General features: G+C 31.2%; 18 protein-coding genes and 1 riboswitch. Of the genes, 1 reads left to right on the forward strand and 17 read right to left on the reverse strand.

Annotated features, from left to right (window positions below):
• Positions 1-11 precede the first annotated feature (11 nt).
• Together KJ971_01985 and KJ971_01990 are read right to left on the reverse strand one after the other, a co-directional pair.
• Complete coding sequence (locus KJ971_01985; protein ID MBU1144613.1) at positions 12-908, reverse strand: bifunctional hydroxymethylpyrimidine kinase/phosphomethylpyrimidine kinase; 897 nt, start codon at positions 906-908, stop codon at positions 12-14.
• Position 909: 1 nt separating this feature from the next.
• The gene (locus KJ971_01990; GenBank protein MBU1144614.1) at positions 910-1,629 is read right to left on the reverse strand and encodes a hypothetical protein; all 720 of its coding nucleotides are present in this window, start codon (positions 1,627-1,629) and stop codon (positions 910-912) included.
• A 146-nt stretch (positions 1,630-1,775) separates the two neighbouring features.
• On the opposite strand from KJ971_01990, the gene KJ971_01995 reads away from it, so the two are divergent.
• Positions 1,776-2,534: a hypothetical protein gene (locus KJ971_01995; GenBank protein MBU1144615.1), complete on the forward strand. Its 759-nt coding sequence runs from the start codon at positions 1,776-1,778 to the stop codon at positions 2,532-2,534.
• A 33-nt stretch (positions 2,535-2,567) separates the two neighbouring features.
• On the opposite strand, the gene KJ971_02000 is transcribed toward KJ971_01995, so the two are convergent.
• The 15 genes from KJ971_02000 to KJ971_02070 form a co-directional block, all read right to left on the reverse strand.
• Complete coding sequence (locus KJ971_02000) at positions 2,568-2,942, reverse strand: hypothetical protein (GenBank protein ID MBU1144616.1); 375 nt, start codon at positions 2,940-2,942, stop codon at positions 2,568-2,570.
• Positions 2,943-3,009: 67 nt separating this feature from the next.
• The gene (locus KJ971_02005; protein ID MBU1144617.1) at positions 3,010-3,624 is read right to left on the reverse strand and encodes an ECF transporter S component; all 615 of its coding nucleotides are present in this window, start codon (positions 3,622-3,624) and stop codon (positions 3,010-3,012) included.
• 65 nt (positions 3,625-3,689) lie between these two features.
• A riboswitch (FMN riboswitch) is annotated at positions 3,690-3,802 on the reverse strand.
• A gap of 39 nt (positions 3,803-3,841) precedes the next feature.
• Positions 3,842-4,495, reverse strand: a complete 654-nt coding sequence (locus KJ971_02010; protein MBU1144618.1) for a cyclase family protein — start codon at positions 4,493-4,495, stop codon at positions 3,842-3,844.
• Positions 4,485-5,231 carry a hypothetical protein gene (locus KJ971_02015; GenBank protein MBU1144619.1) on the reverse strand — a complete coding sequence of 249 codons (747 nt, stop codon included), beginning with the start codon at positions 5,229-5,231 and terminating at the stop codon, positions 4,485-4,487. Before KJ971_02015 ends, KJ971_02010 begins: the two co-directional genes overlap by 11 nt.
• Positions 5,232-5,322: 91 nt before the next feature.
• The gene (locus KJ971_02020) at positions 5,323-7,728 is read right to left on the reverse strand and encodes a glycogen/starch/alpha-glucan phosphorylase (GenBank protein MBU1144620.1); all 2,406 of its coding nucleotides are present in this window, start codon (positions 7,726-7,728) and stop codon (positions 5,323-5,325) included.
• An 83-nt stretch (positions 7,729-7,811) separates the two neighbouring features.
• Positions 7,812-10,235 (reverse strand): glycogen/starch synthase, encoded by a 2,424-nt coding sequence (locus KJ971_02025; GenBank protein MBU1144621.1) that lies wholly within the window; start codon positions 10,233-10,235, stop codon positions 7,812-7,814.
• Complete coding sequence (gene glgD, locus KJ971_02030) at positions 10,228-11,364, reverse strand: glucose-1-phosphate adenylyltransferase subunit GlgD (GenBank protein MBU1144622.1); 1,137 nt, start codon at positions 11,362-11,364, stop codon at positions 10,228-10,230. The genes KJ971_02025 and glgD overlap by 8 nt, the downstream gene beginning before the upstream one ends.
• Positions 11,365-11,372: 8 nt before the next feature.
• Positions 11,373-13,268 carry a 1,4-alpha-glucan branching protein GlgB gene (gene glgB / locus KJ971_02035; GenBank protein MBU1144623.1) on the reverse strand — a complete coding sequence of 632 codons (1,896 nt, stop codon included), beginning with the start codon at positions 13,266-13,268 and terminating at the stop codon, positions 11,373-11,375.
• Between the two features lie 4 nt (positions 13,269-13,272).
• Positions 13,273-14,073 (reverse strand): RecX family transcriptional regulator, encoded by an 801-nt coding sequence (locus KJ971_02040; GenBank protein ID MBU1144624.1) that lies wholly within the window; start codon positions 14,071-14,073, stop codon positions 13,273-13,275.
• A complete protein-coding gene (locus KJ971_02045; protein MBU1144625.1) occupies positions 14,030-14,974 on the reverse strand; it encodes a YitT family protein in 945 nt (314 codons plus the stop codon). Before KJ971_02045 ends, KJ971_02040 begins: the two co-directional genes overlap by 44 nt.
• A 15-nt stretch (positions 14,975-14,989) precedes the next feature.
• Positions 14,990-16,087, reverse strand: a complete 1,098-nt coding sequence (gene prfB, locus KJ971_02050) for a peptide chain release factor 2 (protein MBU1144626.1) — start codon at positions 16,085-16,087, stop codon at positions 14,990-14,992.
• An 11-nt stretch (positions 16,088-16,098) separates the two neighbouring features.
• Positions 16,099-18,585 (reverse strand): preprotein translocase subunit SecA, encoded by a 2,487-nt coding sequence (gene secA / locus KJ971_02055; GenBank protein MBU1144627.1) that lies wholly within the window; start codon positions 18,583-18,585, stop codon positions 16,099-16,101.
• Positions 18,586-18,697: 112 nt separating this feature from the next.
• Positions 18,698-19,234 carry a ribosome-associated translation inhibitor RaiA gene (gene raiA / locus KJ971_02060; GenBank protein ID MBU1144628.1) on the reverse strand — a complete coding sequence of 179 codons (537 nt, stop codon included), beginning with the start codon at positions 19,232-19,234 and terminating at the stop codon, positions 18,698-18,700.
• A 92-nt stretch (positions 19,235-19,326) separates the two neighbouring features.
• The gene (locus tag KJ971_02065; protein MBU1144629.1) at positions 19,327-19,719 is read right to left on the reverse strand and encodes a hypothetical protein; all 393 of its coding nucleotides are present in this window, start codon (positions 19,717-19,719) and stop codon (positions 19,327-19,329) included.
• Positions 19,716-20,981: a DEAD/DEAH box helicase family protein gene (locus KJ971_02070; protein MBU1144630.1), complete on the reverse strand. Its 1,266-nt coding sequence runs from the start codon at positions 20,979-20,981 to the stop codon at positions 19,716-19,718. The genes KJ971_02065 and KJ971_02070 overlap by 4 nt, the downstream gene beginning before the upstream one ends.
• Positions 20,982-20,991 lie beyond the last annotated feature (10 nt).

Below are 20,991 nucleotides of genomic sequence, written 5' to 3' on the forward strand. Positions count from 1 at the left end.
CTGACACTCCTTTACTCTTCTAAGATTTTTTTAGTTAGTAATGGATTGCATGCTTGATCAACTTCCATGGATAGACTAGCAGCTTTTTTCCCTAAATCTACCGATTCATGCATCGACTTGTCTTGGTTAAATCCATAAATAATTCCTGCAAGTAGTGCATCTCCTGCCCCAACGCTTGTCTTAACATGGTTGGTTTCAAAGATTAATGTTTGATATATTTTTTTATCGATGTTATACGTAATTGGTTCTTTACCGTTGGTAACGACGACATGTTCTAACCCTAAATCAATGAGTTCTCTCACCCCTAGAATAACATCATCTACTTTTTTATCAAGCAAAGAAGCTAATTCTTGAAGGTTCACTTTTAGGATATTTATAAATGGTAACACGGTTTTAATTCTTTTTACTTTGGACTGCGAAACTCCATCAACGATAATAACTTTGTCTTTAAATTTTTGGATGAGGTAACATAAAGTTTCTTGAGGCAAGTTTGTATCAAATACCAATACATCAAATGAATTTATTTCTTTTAAGAAAGGTTCAAAATCACTTGCTTTACAATTGTCAATAATCGAAAAATCATTTATTCCTAAAGAAAGACTTCCATCTGAGTCATGAACAGCTAAATATTTTCCGCTTTCTTTTTCTTTTTCAATAAAGGATAGATGATAATCAATCCCTAAATAATCAAAATAATTTTTCAATAAATCTCCAAAATAATCTTGACCAATAAAAGTGAATAATGATACTTCCTCTTCAAGACGAAATAGGTTTTCACTAATATTTTTTGCGACTCCTCCAAAGAAGATGTTAACGCGACCAACGTTTGAATCTTTGTTAAGCAAAGACGTTTGACTAATTCCGATAATATCGATATTACTTGCGCCAATGACTAAGATTTTTCTCATGTTATTCCAAGATGTTAGACGTAATATAATCTACGCCCATTTTAATAAGTTTTTCTGCGATTTCTTTGTCATCAACCGTGAAAACGCAAACTTTCAATCCGATAAGATGGAATCTTTTAATGGTCGCTTCATCAATTGCTTTGTGTTCAATATCGATGTTTAATTGGTTTTTTTCGCAAAAATCAAATGTTTTTTCAGACATTCTATTGGTAAGATAAAAAAGGTGAACATCCGGAAATTTCTTTTTGATGTATAAGAGAAATTTTTCATAAAAAGAAATGATACTTATTTGAGTAATATCATAAAACAACTCAATTTCTTCTATAATTTTATCGATATTTTCGTAAGAAAGATTTTCTTTTAGCTCTATTAAAGCATGTTTTTGATACGTTTTACAGATGGTTAAATATTCAGATAGTCTAGGAATAGATATGGACTCACTTAAATTTCCTGTTTTGCGATCCACTAAAGTAAATTTACGAATTTCTTCATATTTAAAACTGGGAATATATAAATTAAGCATTCCAAGGCGTAAAAGTGTATCATCATGAGTAACGATGAGTTTACCATCCTTTGAAGCGTGAACATCACATTCTATTCCATAATAGCTTCTATTTGCAGCTGCAACAAAAGCGTTGATGGTGTTTTCGGTTTCAATCCCGCTTAAACCGCGGTGGGCAATCATACCCCGAAAATACTTATCTATTTTAACTGTATTCATACTACCACGCTTTCTCTTCTTGTTTTGAATTAACTTTATTTTACCATTGTTTTTGTTTTTTTTGAACATAAAAAAATAAAAATAACCCTTTTTTCCATATATTTGTCTTTTTTGTAATATAATATGATATTGAGAGGTGAAAACACATGACCATATCTGAAATAGGATTTGATTTTAATAAAATTCAAACTGCAACGATTTCCCGTAAAAATTTATTATTAAATATTATTTTACTTATTTTTTTCCCAACCTTACTCTTTATCTTCATAACCTTTTTCATTTTGTACTTAGCACAAATACCTATGGATTTTAATGAAGTTCCTATGGAGTTTACTGATCCAGAATATCAACAATTTTTTTTAGTCTTCTTTCTTAGCCTAGGAAGTATACTTCTTCTGATACTCCTTATATTAGTATTATCTCACTATAAAGCACCAAAACCGTATCTTTATTTATCAACCAATTTAGAACTCGAGCAAAGTCTTTATTTAATCGATAGAAAAAAAGAAATGTATCTAGATAACAAAATAATGATTTCTCTTTATAAGTCCTCTAATCAAATTTTTTCGACAATTAAACCACTTGATATCTTAACCCAAAAGAACACGCTTCTTTTTTGGTTAACCCTCGATCAAATAAAAGATTATAAAATTATTCATAAGAAGAATAGAACCACACTTAAATTTACGGTAGGGGTAAAGGGTAGAACAAATCGAAAAATCTATAATTTGTTTTTTGATGATTCAGGAAACATCAAATCAGTTTCGGAGTTAATTTATTCATCCGCCTATGGAAATTCTAACATTAAATCGTATAAACGTTTCTATTTCTCCAATATTAATACTCGCTCAATGCATATGATTCATCCGTTAATACAAAAAGAATTACTCAAGAAATTTTATTAAAAAAAAGGTGAAGGTCTATTAGACACTCACCTTTTAATTTAAAGTAATGATAAAATCAATTACATCATCTGGTCCTACATAAATTTCAACTTCTTCTCCTAATACTACTTTTACCAAAGATGGAGTATAAGTTACGCTTATATCTGGGTGAATATCACTGAATGAAGGGGATTCAACTAAGTAAACTTTATTAAACTCCAAATCTTTTATCGTGTGCAAAACTTGTTGTTTAATATCGTTACAATGTGTACAAGTTAACTGATAAAAATATAAATAATAAACACTTTCTGGCATAGATAATTGATCTGAAACTTCTAAAATGATGTACTCTTCAAAGTCTTGATAATCTAAAACATCTAGATAAGTAACCGTTGTTCTAGTTATAGTAGTGGTTGTAGAAGTTGTCATTTCACACCCCGTTAAAAATAACAAACTAAACAGGAGTAGTATAAGTATTTTTTTTTGGTCAAAAAGCTTAAATGCTTTCTTCATCATAATCTTTTCCTTTTATCATTGGTGAAAGTCGTTTATAGATTAATATAACAACAATACTTACCAAAATTCCTTTTAAAAGATTAAAAGGTACTACCGCTAAAAAAATAAATGTTTGTAAATTGGAAATATTTGAATTAACCAAAGTTCCAAGAGCAATTAAGTCATTTAGTGGCATTTCATAAACAAGTGCATATACTGGCAATAAAACAAATGCATTCAAGATTCCGCCAATTATCGTCATCGTAAACACACCAATAATCAGTCCAATAATGGCATGTCTTTTTGTTTTAGATTTATGGTAAATGATACTTGCCGGAATAACAAAAGAAAGCCCAATCATAAAATTAGCTGCTTCTCCAATTCCCATTGTAATTGTACCATTGAAAATATAATTTAACAATATTTTTATCGCTTCAATAGCCATTCCTGCAATTGGGCCTAAAGCAAAAGCTCCCACTAACACTGGAATTTCACTAAAATCTAATTTATAAAAAGGTGGCGCAAACCATAAAGGAAATTCAATAAGCATTAACAATGCAGCAATTGTTCCTAGAATGGCAACCGTTGTTAGCCATGAAGTGCTTCTTTTTTTCATAAAGTCATTCTCCTTCAAATAAAAATCCCGATTTCTCGGGAAATATCAACTTGTAAAAAAACAAGATTTATCTTCTTTCATCCAGACTATACTGTCGGTTTAGGAATTTCGCCTAATCATGCAAAAGCTCGCGGACTATACCGCCGGTAGGGAGTTACGCCCTGCCCCGAAGTTTTATTTAGTTGTGGTCTTATTATAAAGCGAAAGCGAAAGGAAGTCAAACATTTGTATTTATATTTTTTGCAATGGCGCGAACCATTGATCCATCAAATCCTTTTAATTTTAAAGGAAGTGAAACAAAATATACATTTTGTTCTAATAATGGAAGATGAATTAAATTTTCAACGATGACTATTTCTTTTGATAGTAAATCTAGGTGTGCTTGAAGAGGATTGTTTTTAGAGTATTGAATCGTAGGCAAATCAAGTCCTATTAATTCAATCTGATATGTATTCAAGAAATCAATGAAGTCTTTTTCAAACAGTGGACATTCATCAAAGTAAGACATCGTATTCATTTTGGCTGAATGAGCTGTATCAATTAATAGTTTTGTCTGTTTACTAGGTATCAATAAATAAGCTTCTTCGATATCTTTTGTTAAAATTGTCGAATTTTTGACTTGAACACTAATTTTATTTGCTTTTCCAATTAGTTTATCAAGTTTGATTTCATCTACGGATATCCCTTTATCTAAAAAATGATAAGGGCTGTCAAGATGCGTACCAATATGCATCCCTGTTTCAAATCCTTGAAGAGAAAATGAATCCAATTCATGAGTGAAATAAGCTTTTCGAGTAAAAGGAGGGTCCCCTGGATAAACCAAGGTATTCTCATCGATTAAAACGCTTAAATCAATCCAATCATTCTTCATTGGGGTCAACTTCTTCATAATTTGCTTTTTCTAAATAGGACAATTGGTCGATAATTACGTATTGATTGATTTTTGATATAACAATGGAATACGTCTCTGTACCAACAATCGATGAAATCGTTCCATCGTAAGTCACGTTTAAAGAAAGTAATCTTCCATCATGATTTAAAGTAACATCTACTGTCGCAAAATTAACTGTACTTAAAACAGGACTTACAAAAAAAGTGGATTCAACTTCAGCAGAAGCGAGTTCAAAATGAACTGTTAATTGTTCTAAACTAACTATTATTTGTACTTCTCTTGTCATTTCATAATTAATTTGACTTTTTAAAAAAGAAGAATATAGACTTTCGTATTCAGCATAATCTAACACTTGTTTTGTAAGTTGCGTTTCTTCACCTGTGACGTTATTGGTATAAATATATCCATCTTCATAATAAATGACATTTGTTACAAGTTCAGAATTTTCAGTGATTTCCATAGAAGCTTTTCCAATCAAGTCTGAACTTCCCATTTCTTTCATTTTTATTTCCATGTTTTCAACATTGTTATAAGTTGAAGATGTATAAGTTCCCGAATAAACAAGTGATAAACTAGTTGCATCTAGATAATCTTGTATGGCTTCATTCATCAAAGAAAATGCATCTTCGACGGAATAATCAATCAATTCTTTATTACAAGATGTAACACCAAATCCTACTATTAATATTAAAAAACTAAGTATCCATTTTTTCATCATTTCACCTCGATAAAATTATACCAAAAACTTTAGTAAAATCCTAATTTTTTAGAAAAATAGTGGTCAATTTAAATTGGACCACTATTCGTTACTTCATTGCTTTTACATGCCAAATTTTGTCAGCGTATTCTAAAATGGATCTATCACTAGAGAAAATCCCACTTTTCGCAATATTTACAACCATTTTCTCACTCCAAGCAAAGCGGTCTTTATATGCTTCGTTTGCTCTTGCATGGGATAGTTTATACGCTTCAAAATCTTTTAAAATGAAATAAGTATCTTCGTAGACAAGTTTTTCATAAATCTCTTTAAATTCAAACTTATCCACATCTTCAAAGAATCCATTTACGAGTTGATTTAAGACCAGTTGAAGGTCTAAATTATTGTCATATATTGCTTTTGGAAGATAAGTTTTGTCTTGTGTTAATTGATTGACTTCTTGTGCATTCAGTCCAAAAATAAAAATATTGTCATCTTCTACTAATTCGTGAATTTCAACATTCGCTCCGTCTTCAGTCCCAATCGTTATAGCACCATTCATCATAAATTTCATATTTCCAGTTCCGCTCGCTTCTTTTGAGGCGGTTGAAATTTGTTCAGATAAATCACAGGCAGGCATAATAATTTCTGCATAGGAAACATTATAATTTTCAACAAATACTACTTTTAAATACAGGTTTGTCTCTTCGTCTTGATTCACTTTTTTGGCAATCGTGTTAATTAATTTGATAACTTTTTTAGCAAAATAATAAGCCCCTGCCGCTTTCGCTCCAAAGATAAAGGTGTGTGGAACATAATTTTCTTTAAATGGTTCGCTCGTTTTTAGCATGTGATATATGTACATAATATGAAGCGCATTCAATAATTGTCTTTTATATTCATGAAGACGTTTTACTTGAATATCAAAAATAGAATTTGGATCAATTACTAACCCTTGTTCTGAAAAAATTCTTTTTGCTAAGGCTTGTTTTTTTAGATGTTTAATGTGTAATAATTTTTCTTGTACTTCTTTGTTTTTCCTAAAAGCTTTAAATTTTTCAAGTTCTAATGGATGTCGCTCCCAAGAAGATCCAATGGTATCATGTAACAATTGAGATAATTCCTTATTTGAATGCATTAACCATCTTCTATGAGTAATTCCGTTTGTCACATTGATAAATTTTTCAGGATAAAGGTTGTAAAACTCTTTCATTTCAATGTTCTTTAATATTTCAGTATGTAATTTCGCAACTCCATTTACGGAAAAACTTGTGATGACACATAAATGTGCCATTCGAACCAATCCATTTTGAACTATGGATAATCTTTTGATTAAATCCATAGAATCGTAACCATATCTTTCTAATAAATCATTACAAAATCTTCGATTAATCTCTTCGATTAATTGATAAATTCTTGGAAGAAGTGGTTGCATAATGGAAACAGACCATTTTTCTAAGGCTTCCGCAAGAATCGTATGATTGGTATATGCTGTGCAATGTGTTGTAATTTCCCAAGCTTCTTCCCATTCCATATGTTCTTCGTCTAATAGGATTCGCATTAATTCAGGAATGATTAAGGTTGGATGTGTATCATTGATATGAAACACAATTTTATCTGCCAAATTATGCAAAGTGTTGTATTTTTGTTTGTGTTTTCTACAAACACTTTTTACTCCAGCAGAACTAAAAAAGTATTGTTGCATCAAACGGAGTCTTTTTCCGTCTTCGGTTGTATCATCTGGATACAAAAATCCTGAAATGCGTTGTAGTTTTTCCTCATAATCAAAAGCAGATTGTGATTTAGGGTACTTTCTGGAAGGTTCAGCGTTCCACATTCTTAAATGAGTAATCACTCCGTTTCGATCTCCTACGATTGGAACATCGTATGGGACAGCGCGAATAAATTCTCCAGGAATATATTCCATTCCACCTTTATAATCTACATAACCAAAAAAAGGAATGTCTTCCGATTCTTCTTCTTTTCGAATTTCCCAAACATAGCCATCACTTAGCCAATTGTCTGGTCGCTCTTCTTGGTAACCATTCTTGATTTTTTGACGAAATAATCCATAACGATAACGGATGCAGTTCCCAAATCCAGGAATTTTAAGCGAAGCCATTGAATCCAAATAACAAGCAGCCAGTCTTCCTAAACCGCCATTTCCTAACCCTGGGTCTGGTTCAAAGTTTTCCACTTCATTCAAATCAATTCCTAATTCATTAAATGCCTCTTCCGCGATATCTCTTATACCTAAATTCATAAGATTATTTGTAATGAGTCTTCCCATTAAAAATTCCATAGAAAAATAATAGACTTCTTTTTGAGTGCCGTTTTTTAATATTTGATTTGTCTTCATCCAATCGTCAGATATGGCTTCTTTTACTAAAGTTCCAAGCACATTATATCTTTGTCTGATATTAGAATCAGTTATCGTTGTTAAATAATCCTTTTTTAATCTATCTTCAAACACTTTAATAAAATTGTCTTTTGAACAAAATACATCTGATTTCATTTCATCACCTCTTAAACATCCATTATATCATCGTTTCTTTGTTTTTTTATGCTAGAACCTTTGTTACCGTTTACTAACTGCTCTTATTCTGATAGCATCATACGATAAAGATCAATATATGATTTTGCACTATCTTGAAGTGAAAATCTTGAATTCATCGCATTAATGATTAATTGATTCCAATCTCTTTTACTAGATAAGAAAAGTTGACAAGCGTTTTTAATTTGAAACAATAGATCTCTTGAATCATAATTGTAAAATTTAAATCCGTTTCCTCTTTTGGTAAGAAAATCAAAAGAATCAATGGTATCGTTTAATCCGCCAGTTTGTCTTACGATAGGTATGGTGCCATAACGAAGAGCAATCATTTGTCCTATTCCACAAGGTTCATATCTAGAAGGCATTAAGAATGCATCGCTTCCTGCATAAATGTAACTAGGTTCCGTTGCATCATATTCTAGATTTAAGGCTACTTGATCAGGAAATTTCAATTTCAATTCTTTTAATCTTTCAATGTATGGTTCTTTTCCTGTTCCTAAAATCACAAATTGAATGTGCTCTTTTTGTAATGCTTCATAAAGTGCAGGAATCAATATATCAAACCCTTTTTGTTCTACAATTCTTGTGACCATTCCTAAAACAAAGAAATCATTTCCAGTTTTTAAATTCATCCTTTTTTGTAAATCAAGTTTGTTAACTGGTTTTGCATCAAATGCATCGATAATATTATATTTTTGACTAATAACTAAATCTTTTTTCGGCCCTATATCACTATTAAGTCCATTTAAAATACCATATAAGTCTCGTTCTCTTCGATTAATAATATCGACTAAATTCTTACTATAATATTCATATTTCAACTCATCTTTGTAGGTTTCAGATACGGTTGAAATTTTAGTAGCCATTGAAATACCTAATTCCATAAAATTAATTTTAGGTTGAATAGGGAAAAAACTCTTAATTCCCAATTTTTGTATAATTTCACTTTCATGAATCCCTTGATATTCAATATTGTGAATCGTAAGTAATGTTTTGATATGCTTGTATTTTTCTTCTTCTCGTAACAAAAGAGGAATCAGTCCCATATGCCAATCATGCAAGTGGATTACATCAGGAAGTGACTCTAATACATCAAGAAAAGCAATCGCAGCTTTTGAGAAAAAAGCAAAGCGATCTCCATCATCATCGTATCCATATACTTCTGCTCTTTCAAAGAAGTCATACGATTCAATAAAATAATAAGTGGTTGTTTTATCGTTATACACGTAAAGAGTTACTTTGTATTTTTCTTCGGCATAAATTAGAATTTGTTCTGCTTTCATTTCCATAAAGATACTATATTTCTCTTTAATTCTTGGGTACAAAGGGATCATAACTGCAGATAAAATTCCTTGACTACTAAATTGTTCTGCAAGACCACCCACGACATCAGCGAGTCCACCTGTTTTTATGAAAGGCCAGCATTCCGCGGTTATTTGTAATACTTTTATGTCTTCATCAGATGCAACAATTTGGTTTTTTTCTGAAACAAACAATTGGTAAATACTGCCTTTTATTTTTGAATCTTTTAAAACTTTTGTTTCTTTATCTAATATAGCAAATTCGATTAATGCATTACTTTCAATGTCACATTGATTCATAATTACCGAATTTAAAATGGTTGCGCCTTTCCTAATATGGGCTTTTCTTCCTATAACAGAATTAATAACCGTTCCTTCAATGACTGCACCAGATGCTATAATACTGTTTTTCACATTTGCAAATTCGCTGTATCTTGATGCTGCAGACATTGTTTCTTTTGATAAAATAGGTCTGTTCACATGAAACAATTGACTTCTTATTTGAGGTAATAGTAATTGCATATTTGCAACATATAGTTCATAAGGACTATCCACATAAAAACAAGCCGATTCAAAGATGTAAGGATTTCTTTTTAATCCTGGAGCGAAATCAAATACATCACTTAAATTTCGATACTGAATGGAATCATAATTCAGAATGTATTCTAGTAGTAATTTTTTGGAAATGATATACGTTTTTAAACGTTTTTTATCAATGGATAACACTTCAGTAATATCTGCATTTTCGGTTAAATGACTATGTAAAAACACCTGATAATCTGTGTTCCAAACGATGTTTGCAGGAGTCACAATCACATACTCTTGATTGCTTCTGTTAAAATATTCAATGTGTTCATACATTCGTTGAAAACTAACAGAATCTTCTACTGTAAGATTTAAATTTTTAGGAGGTAAAATAAAAATACCATCTCTTCTTCGATTTAAATCCCATCGATCCCCTGAACCAATATGATCCGATAAACTTCGGTAATTTCCATAAGGAAAAATAGCAACATTTGTTATAAGTGAATTTTTACAATTAGAAAGCGTAAAATCAATTAAACGATATTTCGCTCCAAAAGGAATCGCTCCTGGCATTCTATGTCTTGTCAGTTTACTAAAATTCCCTTTGATGGTTGCGTCGATTACCATGCACAGGTTATTCATTGATTTTACCTGCCTTATCAAGATTATCCAAATCGAGTAAGATTACTTCTTTTGAAATCAACTTATAATTTTTTGGCACAGTGACGCCTTTATTTACGATGACCTTTTTTAAATGGACGCCTTCAAGGATGGTAACATTTGGTAAAATAACGCAGTCTTCAATTTTAGCTTTTTTATGCATAATCATTTCATATCCAACGGTAGAATGCATCACTTCTCCATCAATGATAGATCCATCCGCAATCACGCTATTTTTTACAACTCCATTTTCTAAAATAATGTGAGGAGGAAGATTTAATGATTTCGAATAAATTGGTAAGTGTCTTGATGAATTAAGTGTCAAAAAATCAGGATTATCAAGTAAATCCATGTTTGCTTCATATAAAGATGAAATGGTTCCAACGTCCTTCCAATATCCATTAAAAGTATAGGCCGATACTTTATATCCTTCTTTAATGCTTTGTGGAATAACATTTTTCCCAAAGTCGACTTGATCTTCTGTTTTAGGATCGTATAGTAAAGCTTCTAGTACATTTGTATTAAACAAATAAAGCCCCATAGAAGCTAAATTGCTTTTTGCATGTTTTGGTTTTTCTTCAAAGCCTATAACGAGGTCATTTGAATCTACTTCTAATATGCCAAAACGATTTGCTTCTTCTTGGGGAACTTTAGTAGCTCCAATCGTGATTTCTGCGTTATGATTCAAATGATGAACTAACACTTCTTGATAATCCATCTTATAGATTTGATCACCTGATAAAATCAGCACATAACTTGCATCATATTCTTTCACAAAATTAAAGTACTGTTTTATGGCATGTGCAGTGCCTTTTTGCCATAACACATCTCCATTTCTAGCAAACGGAGTTAGAAAATGAATTCCTCCATCAATAACATCTAAATCCCAAGAAGCTCCAGATCCAATGTAATTCATTAAATCATAAGGCTCATATTGAGTTACGACACCTACTACATCTATATTTGAATTTGTAATGTTACTAAGCGAAAAGTCAATCAAACGATATTTCGCGCCAAAAGACACAGCGGGTTTAGCTGTGTCTTTTGTCATTTCTTGTAATCTTGAGCCTTTTCCGCCAACTAAAATCATGGCGACCATCGTTTTTTTCACTGAATCACCTATTCTTGAACGGGATGAAATAAATCGTTTTCGTAAACATACTTTAAGATACTAACTGACAAAGGTGCTACATTTACATAAATGGAGTCTGAGAGCCCATGCATGGACTCTTGAACAGATTGAAGAGAACTTCCATTATATAAATTAGATCCTCCATAAATGTCTTTATCACTATTTAATATTTCTTCATAGATTCCAGATCTTGGAACACCGATTTTATAATTCGTATAAGAAGATGGTGTCATATTTAGGATAACAATACAAAAATTATCTTTATTTTTCGCATATCTTGCATAAACAAAAATCGATTGATCTGCATTATTTTGATCAATCCACCTAAATCCACTTGGGTCATGATCAAGTTCAAAAAGAGGAGCGTGATAATTATAGACTTGGATTAAGTCTCTTACAAATCGATTTGCTCTCTCATGAAGTGGATATTCTAATAAAAACCAATCTAATTCTTCTTTATCTTTCCACTCATGCATTTGTGCAAATTCTCCGCCCATAAATAAAAGCTTTTTCCCAGGGTGTGTAAATTGGAAACCTAATAAAGTCCTAAAATTAGCGAATTTTTGCCAATAATCTCCAGGCATTTTTGAAACAAGCGATTTCTTCCCATGAACGACTTCATCATGGGATAAGGGAAGTACAAATCGCTCAGAATATGCATAAATCAAACCAAAAGTAATTAACTCATGATGATACTTTCTGTATATAGGGTCTTTTTCAAAATACGTTAGTGTATCATTCATCCAACCCATGTTCCATTTATAATCAAACCCAATTCCACCATCATTAACAGAAGTGGTTAAATTAGGAAATGTTGTGGAATCTTCAGCAAACAATAAAACAGATGAGTCTTGTTCTTTCAAAGCATAGGAAAGATTTCTTAAGAATTCAATTGCAGGAAAATTGGTTCCAACAGTGGAGTCCCCTAAATAATAAATAATATTGGACACAGCATCAATTCGAAGTCCATCTACATGAAAATAATTCATAAAGAAAAATGCATTAGAAATTAAAAAGCTTTTTGTTACGCCTTTTCCTAAATCTAAATTCACAGTTCCCCATATTTCATTTTCTCTAATTTTGTAATCATCATATTCGTATAATGGTTCTCCATCAAACAAGTAAAGTCCATGACTATCTTTACAAATGTGTCCTGGTACCCAATCAAAGATGACACCAATATTTTCTTGATGACAACGATCAATCAGATACATTAAATCTTTTGGCACACCATATCTTGAAGTAGCACTATAATATCCAGTTCCTTGATATCCCCAAGATTCGTCTAAGGGATGTTCAACAATTGGCATTAATTCAATATGTGAAAATCCATGAGCTTTCACATAAGGAATTAAGTAATCAACTAATTCGTTGTATTTATGAAGCGTTCCATCTGGTTTAATCATCCATGTTCCTAAATGGACTTCATAAATAGCTAGTTTTGAAGAAAAGATGTCTTTATTTCTTCTTGAATCTAGATAGTCAAAATCATTCCAAGAATACCCTTCAATATCATATACTTTTGATGAAGTTTCTGGACGATTGTCTGAAAAATAAGCATAGGGATCTGATTTAAAAATGGTTTGGCCATAACTTGTAACAATGCAATATTTGTATTTTTCCCATTCTCCAATTCCAGGAACATATATACTAAATATCCCTGAAGGATCAACCTTTTCAAGCACATGTGATCTAGAATCCCAATTGTTAAAATCTCCTACCAAAGAAATGATTTTAGCATGGGGCGCAAACACGGTGAATTCAACCCCTTGGGTTTGATTTAATTCGTCTTTGATTAAATGAGAGCCAAAATGTTTATATGCTTCCTTTAATTTACCTTCATTAAATAAATATAAATCAAGTTCTGACATCCTTAAATTCATATTTTTATCCCCTTTCTAGAATCTTTTTAATATCTTGATATTGAAATCCTTTTCGAATAAATGATGCAATTATTTTTTGTTTTGTTTCGAAAGTTGAAAGTTCTAAAGCCGAATATTTTTTTTGTTGTTTTTGCATTTCCAAAAGCAAAAGTTTTTCTTCATCAATTACACTTAGAAAATCGCTTTGATGTTTTAATAGAAAAGAAGATACTACTTCTAAAGAATAACCTTTTTGATAAAGAAATTGTTTCATTTGCATCATGGCTTTTCGAATAGATTGTAATTTCATCGTAGGTAATTTTTTTGAAAATAAAAGTTCTAGATTTAAGATAATGTCTTTTTCTTGAATAGAAAAAAGTGCATCTTTATAAAGTGTGGGTTCAATTCCTTTTTGTTTAAATAATTCTTCAAGTTTTAAAGGCCCAACTCTTTTTTGATAGAAATAAATTTCTAATATACTTGTAACGTATTTCTCGTCATTTAAAAGAGTTAGCTTATCAAGTTTTAAAATAATTGATTCCACAAAAAGTGTCTGAGAATCTAATTTCAAAAGATATTCTTTTACTTCATGTGTGCTTCTTTGTTTTTGTAAAGCAAATCGTAATGCTTTTTGATAAAACTCATCCATTTGTTGATCTTTAACAAATGTTTTGTAGGCTAAATCAGTAAATTCCTTTCCTCGAAGCAGTCTGTATTGAACAACTAAATCTTCGGATACTACAAATGAAACCTCCTCAAGATTTTCAAACAAAAATGATACCTTATATTTTGTTTTGTCTTTCTTTACTTGATTTACTTTGATCACGATTTAAAAACACCTCTTCTTTGGTAGACCATTCCCCATGAATTTCTGAAGCCGGAGTCGCAAAAACAAATGCTTTGGGGTCTGTATCAGAAATGATTTGTCTTACATAATGATATTCAGAGTTTTGAATAACCATAATTAATAGTGTTTTTTGATGTTCTGTGTATCCACCTTGACTTTGAATTTCAGTCATCCCTCTACTAAACGTCGCGAAAATAGCGGCTTTTAATTCTTTTGGATGATCTGTGACAATGTTAATGGCCTTTTTGGATTGCATTCCAAGCAAGAAAGAATCGGCTACTTTTCCGGATAAGAAAACAATAACAATTGCATAAAGTGCATTAATAAATCCTTCGCTCAATCCTGCAGGATAAGTTAAGGCTCCAATCACAATCACGGTTGAATCAACAACGTATACGCAAACAGCAAGGGAAAGAAACGTATATTTTCTCATGATTTTAATTAAAATATCGGTTCCACCAGTTGTTCCACCATAATGCACAACGATTGCAAAACCGATTCCGATTAATCCACCTGCATAAAGTGCTACCAGCAAAAGATCGTTTTCACCAAAAGTTGGATTTGTTATTGTAAGTTCAAATAGGGCAAGAAAGACTGGAAAAAGAAATGAGCCGTAAATACTTCTTACGAATTCTCTTTTTCCAAGAAATATTAAAGCAAAGAATAATAATATTATATTGAATAGTAAGGCAAGTAACGAAATAGGCACCTTTTCTAGATATCGATTGATGACCATTGATAGTCCCGTCACTCCTCCTGTTACAATTCCAGAAGGAATAACAAAAAAGTAAAAAGCAAATGCCATAATAAATACGCCTATGGTTAAAAAGAAATATTGTTCTAATTTTCCTATTTGACGAAGTTGAAATTTTCTTGTCATAGAACCCCTCTCTTTTTATTCGCTAAATTTTAATAAATATGCTTGAATAAAATCATCTAAATCTCCATTCATTACTTTTTCAGCATTTGATGTTTCATACCCTGTTCTTAAATCTTTCACCATGGAATAAGGATGAAAAACATAAGATCGAATTTGACTTCCAAATGCATTACTAACATTGCTTGTAGAAAAAGTATTCAATTTTGCTTGTTTTTTTTCTAGTTCAAGTTGAAATAATTTTCCTTTTAATACATGCATTGCGGTATCTTTATTTTGTAATTGGCTTCTTTCATTTTGACAAGTTACCACCGTTTTAGTCGGTAAATGAGTGATTCGGACTGCTGAATCGGTTGTATTAACGCTTTGTCCACCATTGCCGCTTGATCGATATGTATCAATTTTTAAATCTTGTTCATTGATTTCTACCTCAATGGATTCGTCAATTTCTGGAACTACCGAAACAGAAGCAAAAGACGTGTGTCTTTTCCCAGAAGCATCAAAAGGAGATAGTCTTACTAAACGATGAACTCCTGATTCTGCTTTTAAATATCCATAAGCATTTTTCCCAGTGACAAGGATCGTCGCAGATTTTAATCCAGCTTCGTCTCCATCTAAATAATCTAGTACTGTCACTTTAAAGTTTTTTGAATCGGCCCATCTTGTATACATTCTATATAGCATTTCGGCCCAATCTTGTGATTCCGTACCTCCTGCACCAGGATGAAAATCGATTACTGCATTTAATTTGTCATAAGGTTTGTTTAACAACATCTTAATGGTCAATTCATCTGTCTTCTTTTGGAAAAGATGTGTAAGTTCGGGAATATTATCTAAATTCAACTCGTCATCGACTAAAGAAAGTTCATAAGTTAGTTCTAATGTTTCATATAATTCAATGATTTCATCATACATTTGCGTCAATGATTTAATTTCGTTGGCTTCTTGAATAACTAGTTGGGCTGATTTTGGATCTTGCCAAAAATCAGATGCAAAAGTTAATTGATCTAGATTTTTCAATTTATCTCTAAATTTATCAATGTTAAAGGCTTGTTTTAACAACAAAAGCCGATCGTTTTGATCGGAAATGATTGTTTTTAAATCTAAATAGGTCATATTATCACCTTTTATTGGTTTTTCCCGTGGCAGTATTTATATTTTTTCCCACTTCCACAAGGACAAGGATCGTTTCTTCCAACTCTTTCAGAAACTTTTACTGGTTGTTTTTTTCTTGAGTCATCTTCTTTTCCGGAAAGAGTACTAATAGGTTTTGCGACTTGAACTCTTTCTGTATTTTGTCTGACTTGTGCTTTTAAAACAAATCTTGTCACATCGTTTTGAATGTTTTGAACCATTGTTTCGAACATTTTAAACCCATACTCTTGATATTCTCTAAACGGGTTAATTTGACCGTAACTTTGAAGCGTTACGGATTGTCTCAATTCACTCATTGCATCAATGTGTTGAACCCAGTACGTATCAACAACTCTTAACGTAATCGCTTTTAAGAAATCATTATAAATTTTTACGGAAGATAATGCTTTCTTTTCTTCCACTTCTTTTTTGTATTGGTCTAAAACATATTCAAGAATATTAGTTGAACTATTTTGTATAATCTTTGAATCAATAGAATCTTTTGAAAAGAAACGATCTAGCATTTTACTCATAGCATCTAAATCATCTGCATGATTATTGACGATTCGAGTTAAAGTGGCCTCAATCATTTGATTTACAGAATCTTCAATGGTTTCATTGAATAATACGTCCGTTCTTTGTTGATAAATAATTTCTCTTTGACGACGTAAAACTTCATCATATTGTAAAACAGTTTTTCGACGATCAAAGTTGTTACCTTCAATTTGACTTTGAGCTCTTAAAACAAGTTTGGAAAACATGCCATATTCTAATGGTTCTTCCGTATCGGATCCTTTTTGAACCGTAATCATAGAAATCATTCTTTTGAAACGGTCTCCACCAAATCGACGTAATAAATCATCATCTGCAGATAAATAGAATCTAGAATATCCAGGATCACCTTGACGACCACTTCGTCCTCTTAATTGGTTGTCAATTCGTCTTGATTCATGCCTTTCAGTACCAATGACGGCTAATCCACCTAAAGCGACAACTCCCTCGCCTAATTTAATATCCGTTCCACGTCCAGCCATATTCGTTGCGATAGTAACAGCAAATTTCTGTCCTGCATTTTCAACGATTTCCGCTTCTCTTTCATGTTGTTTTGCGTTCAATACATTATGCTTAACGCTCTTTTTTCGAAGAAGAGAAGATAATAACTCTGAACTTTCAATCGAAATAGTACCAATAAGCATAGGTTGCCCTAATAGATGTCTTCTTTGAATTTCTTCCGCAAGTGCTTTATATTTTGCTTCCATAGAAGCAAAAATCAAATCATTTTCATCTTTCCGAACAACTGGCATATTAGTAGGAATTTCCACAACATACATGTTGTAGATGTTTCTAAATTCTTCTTCCTCTGTCTTAGCAGTACCTGTCATACCAGATAATTTTTTGTACATTCTAAAGAAATTTTGAAAGGTAATCGTCGCTAACGTCGTTGTTTCTTTCTTTATTTCAACGGCTTCTTTAGCTTCTAAGGCTTGATGGAGTCCTTCAGAAAATTGTCGTCCATGCATTAATCTACCGGTAAAAGGGTCAACAATAATTACTTTTCCCTCTTGGACAACATAATCGATGTCTCTTGTCATAATAAAATTGGCTCTAAGGGAATTATTAATATGATGTAGTAAAGTAACATTTGTAACATCATATAAATTATCTAATTGAAAATATTCTTCTGCTAATTGAACTCCTTTTTCGGATAAATTGATGGTTTTGTCTTTAATATCCACTTGGAAGTCTTCATCAAGTTTAAGACGAATCGCAAAATAATTTGCTTGTTTATACAATTCTGCTGTGTTTTTTTCTCCTCCAGATATAATTAAAGGGGTTCTTGCTTCATCAACTAAAATAGAGTCGACCTCATCAATAATAGCAAAATTAAGAGGTCTTTGAGAAATGGATTCTTTATAAATAACCATATGATCTCTTAAGTAATCGAACCCTAATTCGTTATTTGTTGAATATAAAATGTCACAATTATAAACTTCTTGTTTTTGTTCTGGAGTTAAATCACGGATGTTTAACCCTACAGTCAGTCCTAAAAAACGAAACAAATCGCCAATTTCACCAATTACTTCACGCCCTGCTAAATACTCATTAACGGTTACAATGTGAACACCTTTTCCAGTTAAAGCATTTAAATAAGCTGGCATAACAGCGGTCAATGTTTTTCCTTCACCTGTTTTCATTTCAGCAATATTGCCTTCATGAATAACCATAGCTCCCATTACTTGTACTTTAAACGGAGATAATCCTGTAACTCTTATGGATGCTTCTCTTACTACAGCGAATGCTTCAACAAGCAAAGAATCTAATGATTCACCTTCAAGATATCTCTTTTTGAACTCCACGGTTTTTGCTTGCAACTCTTCATCTGACATCACTTTATATTCTGCTTCTACAGCAAGAACTTGTAGAGCAGTTTTTTCTAACCTTTTTAATGTTTTTTTATTACTATCAAACATTTTAAACATGTTATTCACCTCTTCGTTAACATCTATAATAATACCACAAAATACACCCTATATTCAACTAAAATCACCTTGATACAAAAAAAAGTGACCTAAAAGGTCACTGTTAAATTAGCTATTCGGTTTCAATCAAACCGTATTTGCCATCATCTCTTAAGTAGAGTAAATTAACTTGCTTATCTTCGTTATAGTAAATGAAGAAATCGTGGCCTAGTAATTCCATTTGAGTAATGGCCTCATCAAGAGATAAAATGTCTAATTTGATGCGCTTTTTCTTGATTGGAGAAATAAGTTCTTTTTCTAATTCTTCTAAATTAAACTCATCATTTTTGAATGCATCTTTTAAGCCTGTTTTTTCTTGTAAACTTCGATTCATTTTGTGTTTATTTTTTCGAATTTGTGCTTCTAATTTGTCAATGGCGTGGTCGATTGCAGCATATAAATCTTTGTCTTCGACTTCAGCGCGGATGGTAATGAATTTAATCGGTATGGTAATTTCAACTTTTGTTAAATCTTTGTAAATCTTACAAACTACAAACGCTTCTAATTCTTCTGAAAATACTTTTTCGATTTTTTTGAGCTTTTTTTCGAAATATGCCCTGATTGCATCTGTAATTTCAAACCCACTCTTGCCTCTTACATCAAGTTTCATTCAAATCACTCCTTTTTGTATTTAAAATCCAATTTTATTATAACACCAAAAAAATTAGATGTAAACTAAGGCGCAGGAATTTTACAAAATATTCAAAATATCCTCACATACTTACTTAAATCAAATATTCCAAGTGAATAAAACATAATGTTTTTATAACTTGAAAAATAGGTAAACCAATTTGGCAAATTTTGATAGTCATCTAAATCTAAAAATAGAATTATATCAAAATCATTTTTGTGTGAAATGGCTACATTTAAAGGTTTAACTAAATATTTCATTAAATATAATTCTTTGGAAAAATCAATAGTTAAATCAACATATAAATAATAGTAATGTATGAGCCCTCCTTGAAAAGGAATAACTTCAACTTGTAAAATTGGTGAATATACATTTTCACATAAAGAACAAATATCTTCAAAATGAAATAGAGTTTGAAATGAGGTTTCCATTAAAAAAAATTGATTACAAATTTTACATTTCATTCGACGTAAATTCTTTCTGATAATTTGTGTTTATTCATAAGAATCAAATTTGATTTTGCTTTTGTCATTGCTTTCGACATAAATTCAGAAAAAAATATAATTTCTCCATTTGGATACATTAGATTTCTACCGACTCTTCCTGCAATTTGAATTAATACATTACTTGTAAATATAGGATGGTCTGATAAAACAACAGCAACATTAATATTAGAAAATGTAACGCCTCTTTCAAGAATAGTCGTTGTGATTAAAAACAAAAATTTGTCTTTTTTGAATTCGTTCAAAATGTAGGATTTATTTTTTATTTTACTGTGATAAATTTCTGTCAAATATCCATAAGATAATAGTATATGATGCATACGTATACCAAATAAAATGGAAGGCACAAATAACAAAACTTTTTTACCTAAATTTTGCCACTCATCCAATTTTTGTTTAATAATTGTTGGTATCATTTTATTTGAAAATGTTTTTTCTAAATGAATTACTTGTTCAAATTGAGGTAAGTCTAAGGAATGATTATGAAATCTTGAATATACTTGAAAATGATCAATTATATTTTTCTTTATTAAAATAGAATACTCTTTTGAAATAGTGGCAGACATATATATTATAATTCCATTTGGTTTTAGGGCCTTTTGAACTAATCTTTGTAGAAATGGATTATCTTTAAACGGAAAAGCGTCGACTTCATCTACAATCATAAGGTCAAATTCTTGATAGTAGTGAATTAACTGATTCATCGTTGATAACAATAAATGAGCAAACTCATCGTCTTTAGATTGATCATATAAAGATTTAATGATTGTGTCTGGAAAATGTTTTTGAAACCTTGAAGCAAGTTCAATGACAACTTGTTTTCTTGGAATAGCATAGCAAATTTTCATTTTTTTGTTTAAGGCATACAGTATTGCATTAAAAGTCATTTCTGTTTTACCTGCACCACATACTGCTTCTAAAAAACAACTTCGTTTATTTTGAATCGATTTAAGGATAAAATTACTAGCGTTTTCTTGAATCTGAGTTAGAGGAAAAGACAGTATTAAGCGATGTTCTCTTTCTTCTACAAATCGATTATATCGATATAATCTGGTCGAATAAGCTAAATATCCATTAATCTCACAGTCCATACAATGATCATAATTATCTCTTCCTAAGTAATGTCTTTCCTTTGAAGAAAGACACCTATTACAAGTATTCATATCGAACAATGGCACAATTTGAATTGTTTTTTCATTTCTTTTATAAATGGATTCTCTCAAATAAAACACC

This window comes from Bacillota bacterium (assembly GCA_018818595.1).
Taxonomy (GTDB): domain Bacteria; phylum Bacillota_I; class Bacilli_A; order Izemoplasmatales; family Hujiaoplasmataceae; genus JAHIRM01.